Source organism: Geodermatophilus sp. FMUSA9-8, from assembly GCF_037034165.1.
GTDB classification, from domain to species: domain Bacteria; phylum Actinomycetota; class Actinomycetes; order Mycobacteriales; family Geodermatophilaceae; genus Geodermatophilus; species Geodermatophilus nigrescens.
The window spans coordinates 384,515-404,093 of sequence record NZ_JBAGKE010000002.1 but is presented as its reverse complement, the minus strand read 5'-3'; the positions used below and the strand labels follow the sequence as shown (position 1 = coordinate 404,093).

The window sequence follows — 19,579 nt, the reverse complement described above, 5'->3', positions numbered from 1 at the left end:
GCGTCCTCGTTACCCGCCAGTAGAGCCGGACGCACACCGGGGTGCGACCGGCGACGGAGCCGGACGAGGGGGTCGTGGTGGGCGTCGCCGTCGAGGTCGAGGGGCTGACCAAGTCCTTCGGCAGCCAGAACATCTGGAGCGACGTCACGCTGACGCTGCCGCCGGGGGAGATCTCGGTGCTGCTCGGCCCGTCCGGCACCGGCAAGTCGGTCTTCCTCAAGTCCCTGGTCGGCCTGCTCAAGCCCGAGCGCGGCTCGATCGTCATCAGCGACACCGACATCGTCCGGTGCAGCGAGTCGCGGCTCTACGACGTGCGCAAGCTCTTCGGCGTCCTCTTCCAGGACGGCGCGCTGTTCGGCTCGATGGACCTGTTCGACAACATCGCCTTCCCGCTGCGCGAGCACACCCGCAAGACCGAGTCCGAGGTGCGCCGCATCGTCCTCGAGAAGATGGACATGGTCGGCCTGCAGGGCGCCGAGCGGAAGCTGCCCGGGGAGATCTCCGGCGGCATGCGCAAGCGCGCCGGCCTCGCCCGCGCGCTGGTGCTCGACCCGGAGATCATCCTGTTCGACGAGCCGGACTCCGGCCTCGACCCGGTCCGCGTCGCCTACCTCAACCAGCTGATCGTCGACCTCAACGCGCAGATCGACGCCACCTTCCTCATCGTCACGCACGACATCGGCACCGCCCGCACCGTGCCGGACAACCTCGGCCTGCTCTACCGCAAGCACCTGGCCATGTTCGGCCCGCGCGAGCAGCTGCTGACCTCGCAGGAGCCGGTCGTCCAGCAGTTCCTCAACGGCCGCCGCGAGGGCCCGATCGGCATGAGCGAGGAGAAGGACGTCGCCCAGGTCGAGGCCGAGATGGCCGCCCTGCAGGCGCGCGGCGGGGACCGGCACAACGGCGTCGGGCCCAAGGGCGCCGTCGGCGGCGACGCCGTCCCGCCGCAGCTCGACCCGTCCCCGGGCCTGCCCGAGCGCCGGGCCCAGCGCCGCCGCCAGGAGCGCGTCGCACGGATGCTGCACGCGTTCGACCCGGCCACCGCCGACGCCATCCGCGACAGCCTGCCCGCCGACCTGCTCGCCCAGGCCGACGCCGGCGTCCTCGCACCTCCCGCAGGTGCGGGCGGGCGGCACTGGGCCGCCGACGGCACGCAGGCCATCGGCGTCCTGCCCGGGCCCCGGGACGGCCGGTGACGGCTCCCGGGAAGCCCGAGGCGCCGGGGCTGCTCGACGGGAAGCTGTCCCCGACGCGGCCGCTGCGCGCGAGCGGCGACCTCTTCGCCTTCGCCCTCGACACCTTCCGGGCGATGCCCAAGCGGCCGTTCCAGCTGCGGGAGTTCGTCCAGCAGACCTGGTTCGTCGCCAGCGTGACCATCCTGCCGACGGCGCTGGTCGCCATCCCGTTCGGCGCGGTCATCGCCCTGCAGCTCGGGTCGCTCACCCGCCAGCTCGGCGCCCAGTCGTTCACCGGCTCGGCGTCGGTGCTCGCCGTGCTGCGCGAGGCCAGCCCGATCGTCACCGCGCTGCTCATCGCCGGCGCCGGCGGCTCGGCCATCTGCGCGGACCTCGGCGCCCGCAAGATCCGCGACGAGATCGACGCCATGGAGGTGCTCGGGATCAACCCGATCCAGCGCCTCGTCGTCCCGCGGGTGCTCGCCGCGATGGTGGTCGCCACGCTGCTCAACGGCCTGGTCAGCGTCGTCGGCGTCGCGGGCGGCTACTTCTTCAACGTCGTCCTGCAGGGCGGCACCCCGGGCGCCTACCTGGCGTCGTTCGGCGCGCTGGCCCAGGTCGAGGACTTCTGGTCCGGGGAGCTCAAGGCCCTGGTCTTCGGCCTCATCGCCGGGATCGTCGCCTCCTACAAGGGGCTGCGCGCCGGGGGTGGGCCCAAGGGCGTCGGCGACGCGGTCAACCAGTCCGTCGTCATCACCTTCCTGCTGCTGTTCGCGGTGAACTTCGTGATGACGGCGATCTACTTCCAGCTCGTCCCGCCGAAGGGTCAGTGACCCCGTGGCCCTCCTCTCCCCGGTCGACCGGGTCCGCCTCGGCGCACGCCGGCTGGTCCGCCGCGTGTACGGCCGGCCGATGGACACCCTCGAGGACCTCGGCGACCAGCTGTCCTTCTACGGCCGGGCGCTGGGCTGGACGCCGCGCACCCTGCGCCGCTACAAGCGCGAGACGCTCCGGCTGCTCGCCGAGGTCACCTTCGGCACCGGCGCGCTCGCCGTCATCGGCGGCACGGTCGGCGTCATCGCCTTCCTGTCGTTCTTCACCGGCACCGACGTCGGGCTGCAGGGCTACGCGGCCCTCGACCAGCTGGGCACCTCGGCGTTCACCGGCTTCCTCTCCGCGTACTTCAACACCCGCGAGATCGCGCCGCTGGTCGCGGGGCTCGCCCTGTCGGCGACCGTCGGCTGCGGGTTCACCGCCCAGATCGGCGCCATGCGGATCAACGAGGAGATCGACGCCCTGGAGGTCATGGGCGTGCCCTCGCTGCCGTTCCTGGTGACCACCCGCATCGTCGCGGGCTTCGTGGCGGTCGTCCCGCTCTACGTCATCGGCCTGTTGAGCAGCTACTTCGCCACGCGGACGATCACCACGCAGGCGTACGCGCAGTCGGCCGGCACCTACGACCACTACTTCACCCTGTTCCTGCCGCCGCAGGACGTGCTGTGGTCCTTCGCCAAGGTGCTCGTGTTCGCCGTCGTGATCATCCTGAGCCACTGCTACTACGGCTACCGGGCCGGCGGCGGCCCCGCCGGCGTCGGCCTCGCGGTGGGCCGGGCGGTGCGCTTCTCGATCGTCGCGGTCATGGTCATCGACCTGTTCCTGTCGCTGGCCATCTGGGGCTCGACGACGACCGTCCGGATCGCGGGGTGAGCGGCCGGTGAGCGAGGGCAGGGGAGCGGTCGTCCGCCGCCGTCTCCAGGGCGTGGCGTTCCTCGTCGTCCTGGCGCTGCTGCTGGCGCTGACCGTGGCGCTGTACCAGAAGGCGTTCACCGACACCGCCCGCGTCGTGCTGCGCGCCGACACCGTGGGCAACCAGCTGCAGGAGACCTCCGACGTCAAGGTCCGCGGCGTCATCGTGGGCGAGGTCCGCTCGGTCGAGGCGAGCGCCGAGGGCGCCACCATCGAGCTGGGCATCCGGCCGCAGTTCCTCGAGCAGATCCCCGCCGACGTCACCGCCCGGCTGCTGCCCAAGACGCTGTTCGGCGAGCGCTACGTGTCGCTGGTGGTGCCCGACCAGCCCTCGCCGGAGCGGCTGGCCGACGGCGCGGAGATCGGCCAGGACCGCACGGAGAACGCGGTCGAGCTGCAGCGGGTGATCGACGACCTGCTGCCGCTGCTGCGCGCCGTCGAGCCGCAGGACCTCAGCTACACGCTCGGTGCCGTCGCCTCCGCGCTGCGCGGCCGCGGCGAGCGCCTGGGCGAGAACCTGGCCGCCGTCGGCCGCTACGTCGGCGAGCTCAACACCGTGCTGCCCGAGCTGCAGGCCGACATCAGCGGCCTGGCCGACGTCGCCGACACCTACGACTCGGCCGCCGACGACCTGCTCGCGGTCCTCGACGACCTGGCGGTGACGTCGCGGACGCTGGTCGACCAGGCCGAGCAGCTGCGGCGCACGTTCACCGTCGTCGGCGGCTCCTCGGCCACCGCGGCCGGCTTCCTGGAGGCCAACGAGCGCAGCCTCATCTCGCTGGCCGCCACCTCCCGGCCGGTGCTCGGCACCTTCGCCGAGTACTCGCCGGTCTACCCCTGCCTGCTCGACGGGCTCGCCCGGTTCACGCCGATGATCACCGAGGCCTTCGGCGGCGACGGCGACCCCGCTCTGAACCTGGACATCGTCGTGACGCTGCCGCCCCGCAACGCCTACCAGCCCGGTGACCAGCCGGCCTACCTCGACCGGTCGGGGCCCGACTGCCAGGGCCTCGACGACATCGACGCGATCATCGCCGCGGCCGACCGGGGCGAGTACTACTGCCCGGTGCCGCCGCAGGACGGCGTCGAGTCGGCCGACAACCCCTCCAGCGGCAACCCCACCTGCCTGGGTGGGCGCGGCCCGGCCGACGTCCCCGCCGGCTCCGGCGAGCCGAACCCCGCCGTCGCCGCCTCCCTCGGGGACGCGCTGCCCGGCGCGCTGCCCGGGTCGACGGCGGAGCTCGACCTGGTGCGCAGCATCCTCGGGTACCAGACCGGCACCGAGCCGGCGCGGGTCTCCGACCTCGCCGCCTCGACCATGGCGCCGCTGCTGCGCGGGACCCAGGTGGCGTTGCGATGAGGGGCCTCGCCGCGCCGCTGACCAAGCTGGCCGTCTTCGCGCTGGTCACCGTGCTGGCCAGCTACGTCCTGGTCACCACCATCACCAACGCCGGGTACGGCGAGTCCCTCGGCTACCGCGCCCAGTTCAGCGACGTCGCCGGCCTGGTCGAGGGCGACGAGGTGCGCATCGCCGGCGTCCGGGTGGGCCAGGTGACCGGCATCGGGCTTTCCGGCCGGACCGAGCGCCCGGTGGCCGAGGTGTCCCTCGAGGTCGACGCGGAGGTCCCGCTGCCCACCTCGGTGCAGGCCACCATCCGCTACCGCAACCTCGTCGGGCAGCGCTACGTGGCGCTCACCGAGGGGGAGGGCTCGGCCGGGGCCACCCTCGCGGAGGGCGCCACCATCCCGCTGGCGCAGACGCGGCCGGCGCTGGACCTCACCACCCTGTTCGGCGGGTTCCAGCCGCTGTTCCAGGCGCTGTCCCCGCAGGACGTCAACCGGCTGTCCTTCGAGGTCATCCAGGTGTTCCAGGGCGAGGGCGGCACCGTCGAGAGCCTGCTCGGGCACGTGGCCTCGCTGACGTCGTCGCTGGCCGACAAGGACGCCGTCATCGGCAGCGTCATCGACAACCTGACCACCGTCATGGGCACCGTCGCGGCCCGCGACGAGCAGCTGTCCTCGCTCGTCGTCTCGCTGCAGCAGTTCGTCAGCGGCCTGGCCCAGGACCGCGACGCGATCTTCGACTCGCTGCAGACCATCGACGGGCTGGCGGTGAGCACGGCCGGCCTGCTCGAGGACGCCCGCGCCCCGCTGGCCGCCGACGTCGAGCAGCTCGGCAGCCTGGCCGGCAACCTCGCCGACTCCGGCGACGTCCTGGAGGAGTTCCTGCAGCTCGCGCCGTCGAAGATCGACCTGATCACGCGGACCGCCGTCAACGGCTCCTGGTTCAACTTCTACCTGTGCGGGGCGTCGGGCTCGGTGACCCTGCCCGGGTCCACGGAGCCGAGCACCGTCCCCGCGGGCGGGCTGTCCTCCGGCGCGAGGGGCTGCTGATGGCCCGCCGCGCGAGCACGCCCTTCCGGGACCGGGACCCCGTGGTCATCGGCGCGATCAGCCTCACCCTCATCGCGCTGCTGGTGCTGCTGGCCTTCAACGCCAAGGACCTGCCGCTCATCGGCGGCGGCACCGTCTACCGCGCCCAGTTCTCCGAGGCCGCGGGCCTGCGCCCCGACGACCCGGTCCGGGTGGCCGGCGTCAAGGTCGGGCAGGTCGAGAGCCTGTCCCTGGAGGACGGCGCGGTCACCGTGGAGTTCCGGGTCCGCGACGCCTTCGTCGGCGACGCCTCCGAGGCGGCCATCAGGATCGAGACGGTGCTCGGCGCCAAGTACCTGGCGCTCGTGCCGCGCGGGGCGTCCCCGCTGGACCCCGAGGAGCGCATCCCGCTCACCCGGACCGCCTCGCCCTACGACGTCGTCGAGGCCTTCGCCGACCTGTCCACGACGGTCGGGGAGATCGACACAGCCCAGCTGGCCGGCTCCTTCGAGGTGCTCGCGGAGACCTTCGCCGACACCCCCGACGAGGTGCGCACCTCCCTCGACGGCCTGGCCCGGCTCTCGGACACCATCGCCTCCCGCGACGCGCAGCTGCGCGAGCTGCTGTCGGCCACCGAGGACGTCACCCGCGTCCTGGCCGACCGCGACGGCGAGTTCACCCGGCTCGTCCTCGACTCGAACACCCTGCTCACCGAGGTGCAGGAGCGCCGGGCGCTCATCGACTCGATCCTCACGAACACCCAGACGCTCGCCGGGCAGCTGACCGGCCTCGTCGCCGACAACCGCGAGGCGCTCACCCCGGCGCTGCAGCAGCTGGCCACGGTCACCGACATCCTGTCGCGCAACCGGCAGGCGCTCGGGGAGACGGTGGCGGACCTGGCGCCGTTCGTGCGGGTCTTCACCAACACCCTGGGCAACGGCCGCTGGTTCGACAGCTTCGTCGAGAACCTGCTGCCCGGCGCCGTCGGCTCGGTGCTGTGCGGCGGCGCGGCGCAGGCGCCCGGCGGCCTCGTCTCCTGCGGGGAGGGGCGGTGAGCGGCACCCTGCAGCGCGGCGTGGCGCTGGCCGCCGCGGCGGTCCTGGTGACCGCGCTCGGCTGGACCGTCCTGCGCCCGGCCGGCCAGATGCGGGTCACCGCGTACTTCGGCCAGGCCGTCGGCGTCTACGAGGGCGGCGACGTGCGCGTCCTCGGCATCGACGTCGGCGAGATCACCGCCGTCGTCCCCCTGGGCGACCGGGTGCGCGTCGACATGCTCGTCGACGAGCAGTACGACATCCCGGCCGACGCCGACGCCGTCGTCCTCGCGCCCTCACTGGTCAGCGACCGGTACGTGCAGTTCTCCCCGGTCTACGACGGCGGCCCGACGATGGAGGACGGCGCGGAGCTCGACCTCTCGCGCACCGCCACCCCGGTCGAGCTCGACGCGGTCTACGGCGCCCTCGACCAGCTCTCCGCGGCGCTCGGGCCCACCGGCGCCAACGCCGACGGCGCCCTGTCGGACCTGCTCGCCGTCGGCGCCGACAACCTGCAGGGCAACGGCGGCGCGCTGGACCGCACGCTCACCGGCTTCTCCCAGGCGGTGCGGACGCTGTCGGAGAACCGCGACGACCTGTTCGGGTCGGTGGAGAACCTGCAGACCTTCACCTCGGCCCTGGCCTCCATCGACGCCCAGGTCGGGCAGTTCAACGCGAACACGGCCGCGGTCGCCGCCCAGCTCGAGGGCGAGCGGGAGGACCTCGCGGCCGCCGTCGCCCTGCTCTCGCAGGCGCTCGGGGAGATCGCCAGCTTCGTGCGGACCAACACCACGCTGCTGACCACCAACGTCGACCGGCTCGCCGACGTCACCCTCACCCTCGTGCAGCAGCGTCAGGCGCTGGCCGAGGTGCTCGACGTCGCCCCCGCCGCCCTGGGCAACATCGCGCACGCCTACAACCCCGACTACGGGACCCTCGACACCCGGGACAACTCGCTCGGCTCGACCAACCCGGAGGTCATGGTCTGCCAGCTCCTGGCGCAGGCCGGGCGGCTGCAGCTCGGCGGCGTGGCGCTGACCGACCTGACCTCCTTCCTGCAGCTGCCGCCCACCGAGCAGATCTGCGTGCGGCTGCTCTCCGGCGACCCGGGCAACGACGGGCAGCTCGACGACCTCAACGGCAACGGCGTGCCCGACCTGCAGGAGCTGCTCGGCACCCTGTTCGGCCGGTCCGCCGCCACCCCGGCCGCCGGCGGCACCCCGCTGGTCGGCCTGCCGCTGGTCGGGGGCCCGCGGTGAGCGCCCCCGCCCGCCGCCGGGCGGCCGCGCTGGCCGCCGGTGCGCTGCTGCTGTCCGGCTGCGGCTTCCGCGGCGCGTACTCCCTCGACCTGCCCGGCGGCGCCGACACCGGCGAGGACCCCTACACCGTGCAGATCGAGTTCCTCGACGTCCTCGACCTGGTGCCGCAGGCCGGCGTCCGGGTGGCCGACGTCCCCGTCGGGCGGGTGGAGGACATCGCGCTCGGCGAGGACTGGACCGCGGTGGTCACCGTGGAGGTCGACGGCGACGTCGAGCTGCCGGCCAACGCGGTGGCGATGGTCCAGCAGTCCTCGCTGCTGGGGGAGAAGTACGTCGAGCTCGCCGCCCCCGGCGGCGAGGAGCCCACCGGCCGGCTGGCCGACGGCGCGCGCATCGGCCTGGACCGCACCAACCGCAACGTCGAGGTCGAGGAGCTGCTCGGCGCCCTGTCGCTGGTCCTCGACGGCGGCGGGCTCGCGCAACTGCAGACCATCAGCCGCGAGCTGGGCGTCGCGCTGGAGGGCCGCGAGGACGCCATCCGCCGGACCCTCACCGAGCTCGACACCTTCATCGCCGGCCTCGACGACCAGCGCGAGGAGATCGACCGGGCGCTGGACAGCGTCGACGCCCTCACCGCGTCGCTCGCCGCGCGCACCGGCTCGATCGAGACCGCGCTGGACACCATCGGCCCCGGCCTCGACGTGATCACCGAGCAGCGCGACCTGCTCGTGTCGATGCTCGGCAGCCTGGCCCGCCTCGGCGACGTCGGCACCCGGGTGATCCAGCAGGCCGGTGCGGACACGGTCGCCGACCTGCAGCTGCTGCAGCCGATCCTGTCCCAGCTCGCCGCGGCCGGGCCCGACCTCGCCGAGTCGCTGGACCTGCTGCTCACCTACCCCTTCCCGGCCAGCTCGCTGTCGGCGCTGCAGTACCGGCCCGACGCCCGCACCGGCGGGTACGGCCTGTTCACCAACATGACCGCGAACCTGAACTTGGACCTGTCCGAGCTGCTCTGCCGCTACGTGGTCGACCCGGTCACCGGCGGCCTGGAGACGCTGGAGCCGCAGGACCTCGTGGGCGCCGAGTGCGGCACGCCCGGCACCCCGCCGTCCAACGCCACGGCGGGCGCCGCACCCGCCGGACCGGGCGCGCCGTCGCCGGCGCCGGTCCTCGGCGGCCTGGCCGGCACCGTCCCCGGCGGGCAGCCCGCGGACGGGGGCCTCGTGGGCCTGCCGCCGGTGCCCGGGAGCGGCTCGTGATCACCCGCAGGGTCAGGCTGCAGCTGCTCGCCTTCGCGACGGTGGCGCTGCTCGGCATCTCCTACGTCGGCTTCACCTACGTCGGCCTGGACCGGGTGCTGCTGGGCAGCGGCTACGACGTCTCCGCCGACTTCGCCGACTCCGGCGGCATCTTCGTCAACGCCGAGGTCACCCACCGAGGCGTCGCGGTCGGCCGGGTCAGCGACATGCGGCTCACCGACGACGGCGTCCGCGTGACCATGACCATCGAGCCCGGCGCCGACCCGATCCCGGCCGACACCGACGCGGTCGTGGCCACCCGCAGCGCCGTCGGCGAGCAGTACCTCGACCTGCGACCGGCCACCGCCGACGGGCCGTACCTCGAGGACGGCGCGGTCATCCCCCAGTCGCGCACGGCGATCCCGATCCCGGTCGAGCAGCTGCTGCTGGACGTGGACGAGCTGGTCACCTCGCTCGACGCGGAGGACCTGCGGGTGGTGGTCGACGAGCTCGGCCGGGCCTTCGCCGGCGCCGGCGACGACCTGACCCGCCTCATCGACAACGGCGACCTGCTGCTCGCCCGCGCCGAGGAGTCGCTGCCCGAGACCCTGCGGCTCATCACCGACGGCCGCACGGTGCTGGAGACGCAGGCCGCGAGCCGCTCGGCGATCGAGCAGTGGGCCGCCGACCTGCGCGCCGTCAGCGACACCCTGGTCGACATCGACCCCGACCTGCGCGGCCTGGTGGTCAACGCCCCCGACGCCGGCGCCGCGCTGCAGCGGCTCGTCGACGACGCCGGGCCGGGCCTCGGGTCGCTGGTGCGGGGCCTCGACGTCCTCAACGGCGTGACGATCCCGCGCCTCGACGGTGTCGAGCAGCTGCTGGTCACCTACCCCGACGTCGTCAGCGGCGGCTTCAGCGTCGTCCGCAACGACGGCGGCACGCTGCGCGCCCACTTCGGCTTCGTCCTGGGCAGCGACGACCCGCGCGCCTGCACCAGCGGCTACGTCTCCACCGGGCAGACGCCGACGCCGGGCTCGGTGGCCACCGTCGACGTCGACGCGGTCGGCTGCGACGTCGTCGACGGCGCCGACCCCTCGCCGGGCGACGGCGTGGACGAGAGCGGCTCCAACATCCGCGGCGAGCAGAACATCGGCCGCGACGGCGGTGTCGGGTCGCCCGGCCCGCAGGGGCAGCCCGGCGCCGGCGCACCGGGCGCCGCGGTGCTCGACGACGTCGTCGGCGGGCTGCTCGGCGCCTCCCCCTTCGCACGGACCCAGGGCTAGGTCAGGCATGCTCGTCACCCAGAGAGATCGAACCGGTACAGGACGAGAGGAGGACGCGGTGACCCGCACGGGGCAGGACACGGAGCAGGGGACCGTCGCGTCCCCGGCGGAGGAGGGCCGCGGCGGAGGGCGCCGGTCCCGCCACGCCGCCCCCGAGGCCGAGGGCTCGTCGGTCCACGACACCGCGCCGCGGCGCCGGCGGCCGTCGCTGCCGCTCGTCCCGGTGCTCGCCGTCCTGCTGGTCGCGCTGGTCGCGGCCGGCGTCTGGCTGGCGCTGCCGCTGCTCCGCGGCGACACCGACTCCCCGGTGCGCACCGACACCTACGTCGAGGTGCTGCAGGCGGCCCGCTCCGGCGTGGTCGACCTGACCTCCTTCGACGCGGTCACCATCGACGACGACATCGAGCAGGTCCGCCGCGTGGCCACCGGTGACCTGCGCGACGAGTCCCTCGCCCAGCTGCAGGACCGGCGGCAGGAGCTCGTCGACGCGCAGGCCGTGGTGCAGACCGAGGTCGTCGGCGCCGGCGTCGTCGCCGCCGACGAGGACAGCGGCACCGTGCTGCTCGTCCTCCAGTCCACCCAGCAGAGCACCGCGAGCCCGCAGGCCCAGGTGCTGCGCTACCGCATCCAGGTCGAGCTCGTCCGCGAGGACGGCCGCTGGGTGCTGTCCGGGATCCAGGGGAGGTGACCGGCGTGCCCGAGACCCCCGAGGACCGCCCGCGCCCGACGCCGCGACCGCGCGCCGCGACGCGCCCGTCGCCGCGGCCGCGCGTGGCCGGGAGCCGCCGCGACCGTGACGAGCCGCGCCCGGCGCCGCAGGCCGGGGGCCCGGCGCCCGCGAGCCCGGCGCTCGAAGGCCCCGAGGGCCCCGGGGCCGAGAGCCCGGCGCCCGAGGGCCCCGCGGCCGAGAGCCCCGCGGCCGGTGCCGCCGTCGCTCCCGCGCCGACCTCGCTGGACGAGGCGCCGGCGGGGGAGGAGCGCCGCCCCGCGCGGTCCGGCTCCTCCGCCCGGCGCACCCGGCCCGCCCGCGAGGCCGCCCCGGCCCGCCGGCGCCGGGGCCTGCCCATCGCAGCCGTCCTGGCGGTGCTGTGCGTGCTCGCCGCCGCGGCGGTCGCCGTCCTCGCCTGGCAGCGGGCCGAGCCGTCGACGGTCTCCGCCACGGTGTTCAGCGCCGCCCGCGAGAACGTGCAGGCGCTCTACGCCTACGACTACCAGGACTCCGAGGGCAGCGTGCAGCGCAAGCTCGACGTCCTCACCGGCGACCTGCGCGACCAGTACGAACGCGACCTCTCCCAGGGCGGGATCCTCGACACCTACGAGCAGGTGTCGGCCACCACGCGCTACGAGGTCCTCGACGTCGGCCTGCAGCAGGTGTCCGACGACCAGGACTCCGCGACGGTCGTGGTGTTCGGGCAGTACGTCGTCGAGTCGGTCACCAGCGGCACCCAGGCCCCGCCCGAGGGGTCGGAGTGCACCGTGACGCCCGAGGGCGCGCAGTCGTGCACGCAGACCGTGCAGGTCGCGATGACCCGGGTCGACGGCGACTGGCGGATCAGCGACCTGACGCTGCTCACGACCAGCTGACCGCCGGGCCCCGTGCGGCGTGGCGGAGACAACGGGGCGGTCCGGCTGGCATCATCTGTGCCGCGGCCCACCGCCGGTGTTGCGGAGGTGCTGTCCTTCCCGGGAGTGTGGCGCGGGTCCCCCCACCCCCGACGTGGACAGCGCTGACGAGCAGGGGTAGGGTTCTCTGTTGCGCTGCCCCCTGACTGCCTGCCCGCCGAGCCGGGTCGAGTGGGGTGCCCGGGATCACCCGGCACCCGGTCGACCGCGCGGGCCGGACGCCGTCGGCAGCCCCGCCGAAACCGACGACGACCCAGGACGAACCCGCACCCCCGCCCGCACGTCGTGAGGTCCTTGGAAGGACGCATCTTGGCAGGCTCTCGCCCCACCAGCATCTCCCCCAGCACCACCGAGTCCGGCGGCTACGGCCAGCAGAACCAGACTCCCCAGGCCGGCCCCCGCACCGGTGAGGCCGACCAGCAGAAGATCCCCGGGGCCCCCCTCCGGGTCTCGTTCGCGAAGATCTCCGAGCCTCTCGAGGTCCCGGACCTGCTCGCCCTGCAGACCGCCTCCTTCGACTGGCTGGTCGGCAGCCCCGAGTGGCGCGCCACCCTCTCGCCCGAGGAGCAGGCCTCCGCCGTCGGCGGCCTCGCCGAGATCCTCGAGGAGATCTCCCCGATCGAGGACTTCAGCGGCTCGATGTCGCTGTCCTTCTCCAACCCGCGCTTCGAGGACGTCAAGGCGTCCCTCGAGGAGTGCAAGGACAAGGACATGACCTACGCGGCGCCGCTGTTCGTCACCGCCGAGTTCATGAACAACACCACCGGCGAGATCAAGTCGCAGACGGTGTTCATGGGCGACTTCCCGATCATGACGAACAAGGGCACGTTCGTCATCAACGGGACCGAGCGCGTCGTGGTCTCCCAGCTCGTCCGCAGCCCCGGCGTCTACTTCGACAAGACGCTGGACAAGACCTCCGACAAGGACGTCTTCAGCGCCAAGGTGATCCCCAGCCGCGGCGCGTGGCTGGAGTTCGACGTCGACAAGCGCGACACCGTCGGCGTCCGCATCGACCGCAAGCGCCGCCAGCCGGTCACCGTGCTGCTCAAGGCGCTGGGCTGGACCGAGGACCGCATCCGCGAGCACTTCCAGTGGTCGCCCACCGTCCTCGCCACCCTGGAGAAGGACCACATCGCCGGGCAGGACGAGGCCCTGCTCGACATCTACCGCAAGCTGCGGCCGGGCGAGCCGCCGACGCGTGAGTCGGCCCAGGCCCTGCTGGAGAACCTCTTCTTCAACCCGAAGCGCTACGACCTGGCGAAGGTCGGCCGCTACAAGGTGAACAAGAAGCTCGGCGTCGAGGTGCCCCAGCCGACGTCGACGCTGACCGAGGACGACATCGTCGCCACCATCGAGTACGTCGTGCGCCTGCACGCCGGCGAGCCCGACCACGGCGTCGACGACATCGACCACTTCGGCAACCGCCGCCTGCGCACCGTCGGCGAGCTGATCCAGAACCAGATCCGGGTCGGCCTCTCCCGCATGGAGCGCGTCGTCCGCGAGCGGATGACGACCCAGGACGTCGAGGCGATCACGCCGCAGACCCTGATCAACATCCGGCCGGTCGTCGCCTCCATCAAGGAGTTCTTCGGCACCAGCCAGCTGTCGCAGTTCATGGACCAGACCAACCCGCTCGCGGGCCTGACCCACAAGCGCCGCCTGTCGGCGCTGGGTCCCGGTGGTCTGTCCCGTGAGCGGGCCGGCATGGAGGTCCGCGACGTGCACCCGAGCCACTACGGCCGGATGTGCCCGATCGAGACGCCGGAAGGCCCGAACATCGGCCTGATCGGCTCGCTGTCGGCCTACGGCCGGGTCAACGCCTTCGGCTTCATCGAGACCCCCTACCGGCGGGTCGAGAACGGCACGGTCACCGACCGGATCGACTACCTGACCGCCGACGAGGAGGACCGCTTCGTCGTCGCGCAGGCGAACTCGCCGCTCGACGCGCAGGGCCGCTTCGCCGAGGACCGCGTCCTGGTCCGCACCAAGGGCGGCGAGGTCGACTACCTGGCGCCGGAGAACGTCGACTACATGGACGTCTCGCCGCGGCAGATGACCTCGGTCGCGACGGCGATGATCCCGTTCCTCGAGCACGACGACGCCAACCGCGCGCTCATGGGCGCCAACATGCAGCGTCAGGCGGTGCCGCTGCTGCGCAGCGAGGCCCCGCTGGTCGGCACCGGCATGGAGCTGCGCGCCGCCGTCGACGCCGGCGACGTCGTGGTGGCCGAGAAGGCCGGTGTGGTCGAGGACTCCACCGCCGACTACGTCACCGTCATGGCCGACGACGGCACCCGGCAGACCTACCGCCTGCTGAAGTTCCGCCGCTCGAACCAGGGCACCTCGATCAACCAGACCCCCGTCGTCGACGAGGGCCAGCGCGTCGAGGTCGGCCAGGTCATCGCCGACGGCCCGTGCACCGACCAGGGCGAGATGGCGCTGGGCAAGAACCTGCTCGTCGCCTTCATGCCGTGGGAGGGCCACAACTACGAGGACGCGATCATCCTGTCGCAGCGCCTCGTGCAGGACGACGTCCTGTCCTCGATCCACATCGAGGAGTTCGAGGTCGACGCCCGCGACACCAAGCTCGGTGCCGAGGAGATCACCCGGGACATCCCGAACGTCTCCGAGGAGGTCCTCGCCGACCTCGACGAGCGCGGCATCATCCGCATCGGTGCCGAGGTCGTCCCCGGCGACATCCTCGTCGGCAAGGTCACGCCCAAGGGCGAGACCGAGCTGACCCCCGAGGAGCGGCTGCTGCGCGCGATCTTCGGCGAGAAGGCCCGCGAGGTCCGCGACACGTCGCTGAAGGTCAAGCACGGTGAGTCCGGCAAGGTCATCGGCGTCCGCGTGTTCTCGCGCGAGGACGGCGACGAGCTGCCCGCCGGCGTCAACGAGCTGATCCGGGTCTACGTCGCCCAGATGCGCAAGATCTCCGACGGTGACAAGCTCGCCGGCCGCCACGGCAACAAGGGCGTCATCGCGAAGATCCTGCCGCAGGAGGACATGCCGTTCCTCTCCGACGGCACCCCGGTCGACATCGTGCTCAACCCGCTCGGCGTCCCGGGCCGGATGAACGTCGGCCAGGTGCTGGAGACCCACCTCGGGTGGATCGCCAAGTCCGGCTGGCAGGTCGAGGGCACCCCCGAGTGGGCGGCCAACCTGCCCGAGCAGGCGCGCCAGGCCGACCCCGGCACGCGGACCGCGACGCCGGTGTTCGACGGCGCCCGCGAGGAGGAGATCATCGGCCTGCTCGGGTCGACGATCCCCAACCGCGACGGCGACCGGATGGTCCAGGAGACCGGCAAGGCCCGGCTGTTCGACGGCCGGTCCGGCGAGCCGTTCCCCGAGCCGATCTCGGTGGGCTACGTCTACATCCTGAAGCTGCTGCACCTGGTCGACGACAAGATCCACGCCCGGTCGACCGGCCCGTACTCGATGATCACGCAGCAGCCGCTGGGTGGTAAGGCGCAGTTCGGTGGCCAGCGCTTCGGTGAGATGGAGTGCTGGGCGATGCAGGCCTACGGCGCGGCCTACGCGCTGCAGGAGCTGCTGACCATCAAGTCCGACGACATCCTGGGCCGAGTCAAGGTCTACGAGGCCATCGTCAAGGGCGAGAACATCCCCGAGCCGGGCATCCCCGAGTCGTTCAAGGTGTTGCTCAAGGAGCTGCAGTCGCTGTGCCTCAACGTCGAGGTGCTCTCCGGCGACGGGCAGGCGATCGAGCTGCGTGACACCGACGACGAGGTGTTCCGGGCCGCGGAGGAGCTGGGCATCGACCTCAGCCGCCGCGAGCCCTCCAGCGTCGAGGACGTGTGATCGGCGGCCGGCCGGCCCTGGATGACGGGGCCGGCCGGCGCCCCTCCGACAACAGCTAGAAGTGCACCAACCGAGCCCCGGGAAAGGGGTCCACTCAGTGCTCGACGTCAACTTCTTCGACGAGCTCCGCATCGGTCTGGCCAGTGGCGACGACATCCGCCAGTGGTCGCACGGTGAGGTGAAGAAGCCCGAGACCATCAACTACCGCACGCTCCGTCCGGAGAAGGACGGTCTCTTCTGCGAGAAGATCTTCGGTCCCACCCGGGACTGGGAGTGCTACTGCGGCAAGTACAAGCGGGTCCGCTTCAAGGGCATCATCTGCGAGCGCTGCGGCGTCGAGGTGACCCGCGCCAAGGTCCGCCGCGAGCGGATGGGTCACATCGAGCTGGCCGCTCCGGTCACCCACATCTGGTTCTTCAAGGGCGTCCCCTCGCGCCTGGGCTACCTGCTCGACCTGGCGCCCAAGGACCTCGAGAAGATCATCTACTTCGCCGCCTACCTGATCACCTCGGTCGACGACGAGGCGCGCCACCGCGACCTCCCGACCATCGAGGCCGAGATCAGCGCGGAGAAGCACAACCTCGAGAGCCGGCGCGACGCCGACGTCGAGGCCCGCCAGCAGAAGCTCGAGGCCGACCTGGCCGAGCTCGAGGCGGAGGGCGCCAAGTCCGACGTCCGCCGCAAGGTGCGCGAGGGCGGCGAGCGCGAGATGCGCCAGCTGCGCGACCGCGCCCAGCGGGAGATCGACCGCCTCGAGGAGGTGCTCGACACCTTCCGCAAGCTCGAGGTCAAGCAGCTCATCGCCGACGAGGGCCTCTACCGCGAGCTGCGCGACCGCTTCGGTGAGTACTTCGAGGGCGGCATGGGCGCCGCGGCCCTGCAGAAGCTGCTGTCCGACTTCGACCTCGACGCCGAGGCCGCCTCGCTGCGCGACACCATCCGCAACGGCAAGGGCCAGCGGAAGCTGCGCGCCCTCAAGCGGCTCAAGGTCGTGGCGGCGTTCCAGCAGACGCGCAACTCGCCCATGGGCATGGTGCTCGACTGTGTGCCGGTCATCCCGCCGGACCTGCGCCCGATGGTGCAGCTCGACGGTGGCCGCTTCGCCACCAGCGACATGAACGACCTGTACCGCCGGGTCATCAACCGGAACAACCGGCTCAAGCGTCTGCTCGACCTCGGCGCGCCCGAGATCATCGTGAACAACGAGAAGCGGATGCTGCAGGAGTCCGTGGACGCGCTGTTCGACAACGGCCGCCGTGGCCGGCCGGTCACCGGTCCGGGCAACCGTCCCCTCAAGTCCCTGAGCGACCTGCTCAAGGGCAAGCAGGGCCGGTTCCGCCAGAACCTGCTCGGCAAGCGCGTCGACTACTCCGGCCGTTCGGTCATCGTCGTCGGCCCGCAGCTGAAGCTGCACCAGTGCGGCCTGCCCAAGCAGATGGCGCTGGAGCTGTTCAAGCCCTTCGTCATGAAGCGGCTGGTCGACCTCAACCACGCGCAGAACATCAAGTCCGCCAAGCGCATGGTCGAGCGTGCCCGCCCCGTCGTGTGGGACGTGCTCGAGGAGGTCATCACCGAGCACCCGGTGCTGCTGAACCGGGCGCCGACGCTGCACCGCCTGGGCATCCAGGCCTTCGAGCCGCAGCTGGTCGAGGGCAAGGCCATCCAGATCCACCCGCTCGTCTGCACCGCGTTCAACGCGGACTTCGACGGTGACCAGATGGCCGTGCACCTGCCGCTGTCGGCCGAGGCGCAGGCCGAGGCCCGCATCCTCATGCTGTCGAGCAACAACATCCTGAGCCCGGCCGACGGTCGCCCGATCACCGCGCCGACCCAGGACATGGTGCTCGGCCTGTACCACCTGACGACCCTCGTGCAGAGCCGGTACGAGGCCGACGGTGGGCGTCCGGCGGCCTTCGGGTCGACGGCCGAGGCGATCATGGCGTTCGACAAGGGCGCCCTGGGCCTGCAGGAGCGTGCGCTGATCCGCCTCGACGAGGTGTTCGGCGTCGACAACGGCAAGGTCAACCCCGCGTGGGAGCAGCCGGCCGACTGGACCCCGGGTGCCCCGGCGCTGGTCGAGACCAGCCTGGGCCGGGTGCTGTTCAACGAGGCCCTGCCCGAGGACTACCGCTTCGTCAACTACCAGGTGCCGAAGAAGGAGCTCGGGGCGATCGTCAACGACCTCGCCGAGCGCTACCCCAAGGTGCAGGTCGCGGCGACGCTGGACGCCCTCAAGTCGGCCGGCTTCCGCTGGGCCACCCGCTCGGGCGTCACGATCGCCATCGACGACGTCGTCACCCCGCCGGCCAAGCAGGAGATCCTGGACCGCCACGAGAACGAGGCGCGCCAGATCGAGAAGCAGTACGAGCGCGGTGTCATCACCGACGCCGAGCGCCGTGGCGAGCTCATCGAGATCTGGACCCGCGCGCGGGCCGAGGTCAGCCAGGCGATGGTGGACAACTTCCCGACCACCAACCCGGTCTGGGTCATGGTCAACTCGGGCGCCCGAGGCAACATGATGCAGATCAGCCAGATCGCCGGCATGCGTGGTCTGGTCGCCAACCCGAAGGGCGAGATCATCCCGCGGCCGATCAAGGCCAACTTCCGGGAGGGTCTGTCCGTGCTGGAGTACTTCATCTCCACGCACGGTGCGCGCAAGGGTCTGGCCGACACCGCCCTGCGGACCGCGGACTCCGGGTACCTCACCCGGCGGCTGGTCGACGTCTCCCAGGACGTCATCATCCGCGAGGAGGACTGCGGCACCGAGCGCGGCGTGATCATGCCGATCGCGACCGTCATCGACGGTGTCCTCACCCGGGACGCGCACGTCGAGACCAGCGTCTACGCCCGCTCCCTGGCCGCCGACGTGGTGGCCGAGGACGGCACGCTGGTCGCGCAGGCCGGCCAGGACCTGGGCGACGTGCTGATCGGCGAGCTGGTCGACGCGAACGTCGCGGAGGTCAAGGTCCGCTGCGTGCTCACCTGCGAGTCGCTGCTCGGCACCTGCGCCACCTGCTACGGCCGCTCGCTGGCCACCGGCAAGCTCGTCGACGTCGGCGAGGCGGTCGGCATCATCGCCGCCCAGTCGATCGGTGAGCCCGGCACCCAGCTGACGATGCGCACCTTCCACACCGGTGGTGTCGCGGGTGAGGACATCACCCACGGTCTGCCGCGTGTGGTGGAGCTCTTCGAGGCCCGCGTCCCCAAGGGCAAGGCCCCGATCGCCGAGCTGGCCGGCTCCGTCCGGATCGAGGACGGCGAGCAGTTCCGCAAGCTGACGATCACCCCGGACGACGGCTCCGACGAGGTCGTCTACGACAAGCTGTCGCGCCGGTCGCGGCTGCGGGTCGAGGACGGCGCCCACGTCGAGGTCGGCGAGCAGCTCACCGAGGGTGCGGTGGACCCGCACGAGGTGCTGCGGATCATGGGCCCGCGCGAGGTGCAGCTGCACCTGGTCCGCGAGGTCCAGGAGGTCTACCGCAGCCAGGGCGTGTCGATCCACGACAAGCACATCGAGGTGATCATCCGCCAGATGCTGAAGCGGGTGACCATCATCGACTCGGGCGCCACGGAGTTCCTCCCCGGTGCGCTCGTCGAGCGGACGCTGTTCGAGACCGAGAACCGCCGCGTCGTCGCCGAGGGCGGCGAGCCGGCCTCGGCCCGTCCGGTGCTCATGGGCATCACCAAGGCCTCGCTCGCGACCGAGTCGTGGCTGTCGGCCGCCTCCTTCCAGGAGACGACCAAGGTGCTCACCGACGCCGCGATCCAGGGCAAGAGCGACTCGCTCCTCGGCCTCAAGGAGAACGTGATCATCGGCAAGCTGATCCCGGCGGGTACGGGCATCAGCCGCTACCGGAACATCACGGTCGAGCCGACCGAGGAGGCCCGCGCCGCCGTCTACACGATGGCCGGGTACGACGACGGGCAGTACTACAGCCCCGACGTCTTCGGGTCGGGCTCCGGTGAGGCCGTGCGCCTCGAGGAGTACGACTGGCGGGGCTGATCCCCGGTAGCACGTGAGAAGGG

The 19,579-nt window shown here is 72.2% G+C and carries 13 protein-coding genes; all 13 read left to right on the top strand.

Annotated features, from left to right (window positions below):
- The first annotated feature begins 74 nt into the window (after positions 1-74).
- The 13 genes from WA616_RS06185 (at position 75) to WA616_RS06125 (ending at position 19,556) form a co-directional block, all read left to right on the top strand.
- On the top strand, positions 75-1,196 hold the full coding sequence (locus WA616_RS06185) for an ABC transporter ATP-binding protein (RefSeq protein WP_336028212.1): 1,122 nt from the start codon (positions 75-77) through the stop codon (positions 1,194-1,196).
- Complete coding sequence (locus tag WA616_RS06180) at positions 1,193-2,008, top strand: MlaE family ABC transporter permease (RefSeq protein WP_442901979.1); 816 nt, start codon at positions 1,193-1,195, stop codon at positions 2,006-2,008. The genes WA616_RS06185 and WA616_RS06180 overlap by 4 nt, the downstream gene beginning before the upstream one ends.
- Before the next feature lie 4 nt (positions 2,009-2,012).
- Positions 2,013-2,882 (top strand): MlaE family ABC transporter permease, encoded by an 870-nt coding sequence (locus WA616_RS06175; RefSeq protein WP_442901978.1) that lies wholly within the window; start codon positions 2,013-2,015, stop codon positions 2,880-2,882.
- A gap of 7 nt (positions 2,883-2,889) precedes the next feature.
- Entirely contained in the window at positions 2,890-4,281 is a 1,392-nt protein-coding gene (locus WA616_RS06170; RefSeq protein ID WP_336028210.1) for an MCE family protein, read from the top strand.
- A complete protein-coding gene (locus tag WA616_RS06165) occupies positions 4,278-5,315 on the top strand; it encodes an MCE family protein (protein ID WP_336028207.1) in 1,038 nt (345 codons plus the stop codon). Before WA616_RS06170 ends, WA616_RS06165 begins: the two co-directional genes overlap by 4 nt.
- A complete protein-coding gene (locus WA616_RS06160; protein ID WP_336028205.1) occupies positions 5,315-6,349 on the top strand; it encodes an MCE family protein in 1,035 nt (344 codons plus the stop codon). Before WA616_RS06165 ends, WA616_RS06160 begins: the two co-directional genes overlap by 1 nt.
- Entirely contained in the window at positions 6,346-7,587 is a 1,242-nt protein-coding gene (locus tag WA616_RS06155) for an MCE family protein (RefSeq protein WP_336028204.1), read from the top strand. Before WA616_RS06160 ends, WA616_RS06155 begins: the two co-directional genes overlap by 4 nt.
- Positions 7,584-8,846 (top strand): MCE family protein, encoded by a 1,263-nt coding sequence (locus WA616_RS06150; RefSeq protein WP_336028203.1) that lies wholly within the window; start codon positions 7,584-7,586, stop codon positions 8,844-8,846. Before WA616_RS06155 ends, WA616_RS06150 begins: the two co-directional genes overlap by 4 nt.
- Positions 8,843-10,111, top strand: coding sequence for an MlaD family protein (locus tag WA616_RS06145; RefSeq protein ID WP_336028202.1), 1,269 nt, complete (start codon positions 8,843-8,845; stop codon positions 10,109-10,111). The genes WA616_RS06150 and WA616_RS06145 overlap by 4 nt, the downstream gene beginning before the upstream one ends.
- Before the next feature lie 58 nt (positions 10,112-10,169).
- Positions 10,170-10,799 (top strand): hypothetical protein, encoded by a 630-nt coding sequence (locus tag WA616_RS06140; RefSeq protein ID WP_336028200.1) that lies wholly within the window; start codon positions 10,170-10,172, stop codon positions 10,797-10,799.
- A 5-nt stretch (positions 10,800-10,804) separates the two neighbouring features.
- The gene (locus WA616_RS06135) at positions 10,805-11,695 is read left to right on the top strand and encodes a hypothetical protein (RefSeq protein WP_336028199.1); all 891 of its coding nucleotides are present in this window, start codon (positions 10,805-10,807) and stop codon (positions 11,693-11,695) included.
- Positions 11,696-12,043: 348 nt separating this feature from the next.
- Positions 12,044-15,553, top strand: coding sequence for a DNA-directed RNA polymerase subunit beta (rpoB, locus tag WA616_RS06130; RefSeq protein WP_083628769.1), 3,510 nt, complete (start codon positions 12,044-12,046; stop codon positions 15,551-15,553).
- 97 nt (positions 15,554-15,650) lie between these two features.
- Positions 15,651-19,556, top strand: coding sequence for a DNA-directed RNA polymerase subunit beta' (locus WA616_RS06125; RefSeq protein WP_073421329.1), 3,906 nt, complete (start codon positions 15,651-15,653; stop codon positions 19,554-19,556).
- Positions 19,557-19,579 lie beyond the last annotated feature (23 nt).

Coding starts and splice junctions, on each gene's coding strand:
- WA616_RS06165 (WP_336028207.1), top strand. CDS start 4,278: ATGAGGGGCCTCGCCGCGCCGCTGACCAAGCTGGCCGTCTTCGCGCTG.
- WA616_RS06160 (WP_336028205.1), top strand. CDS start 5,315: ATGGCCCGCCGCGCGAGCACGCCCTTCCGGGACCGGGACCCCGTGGTC.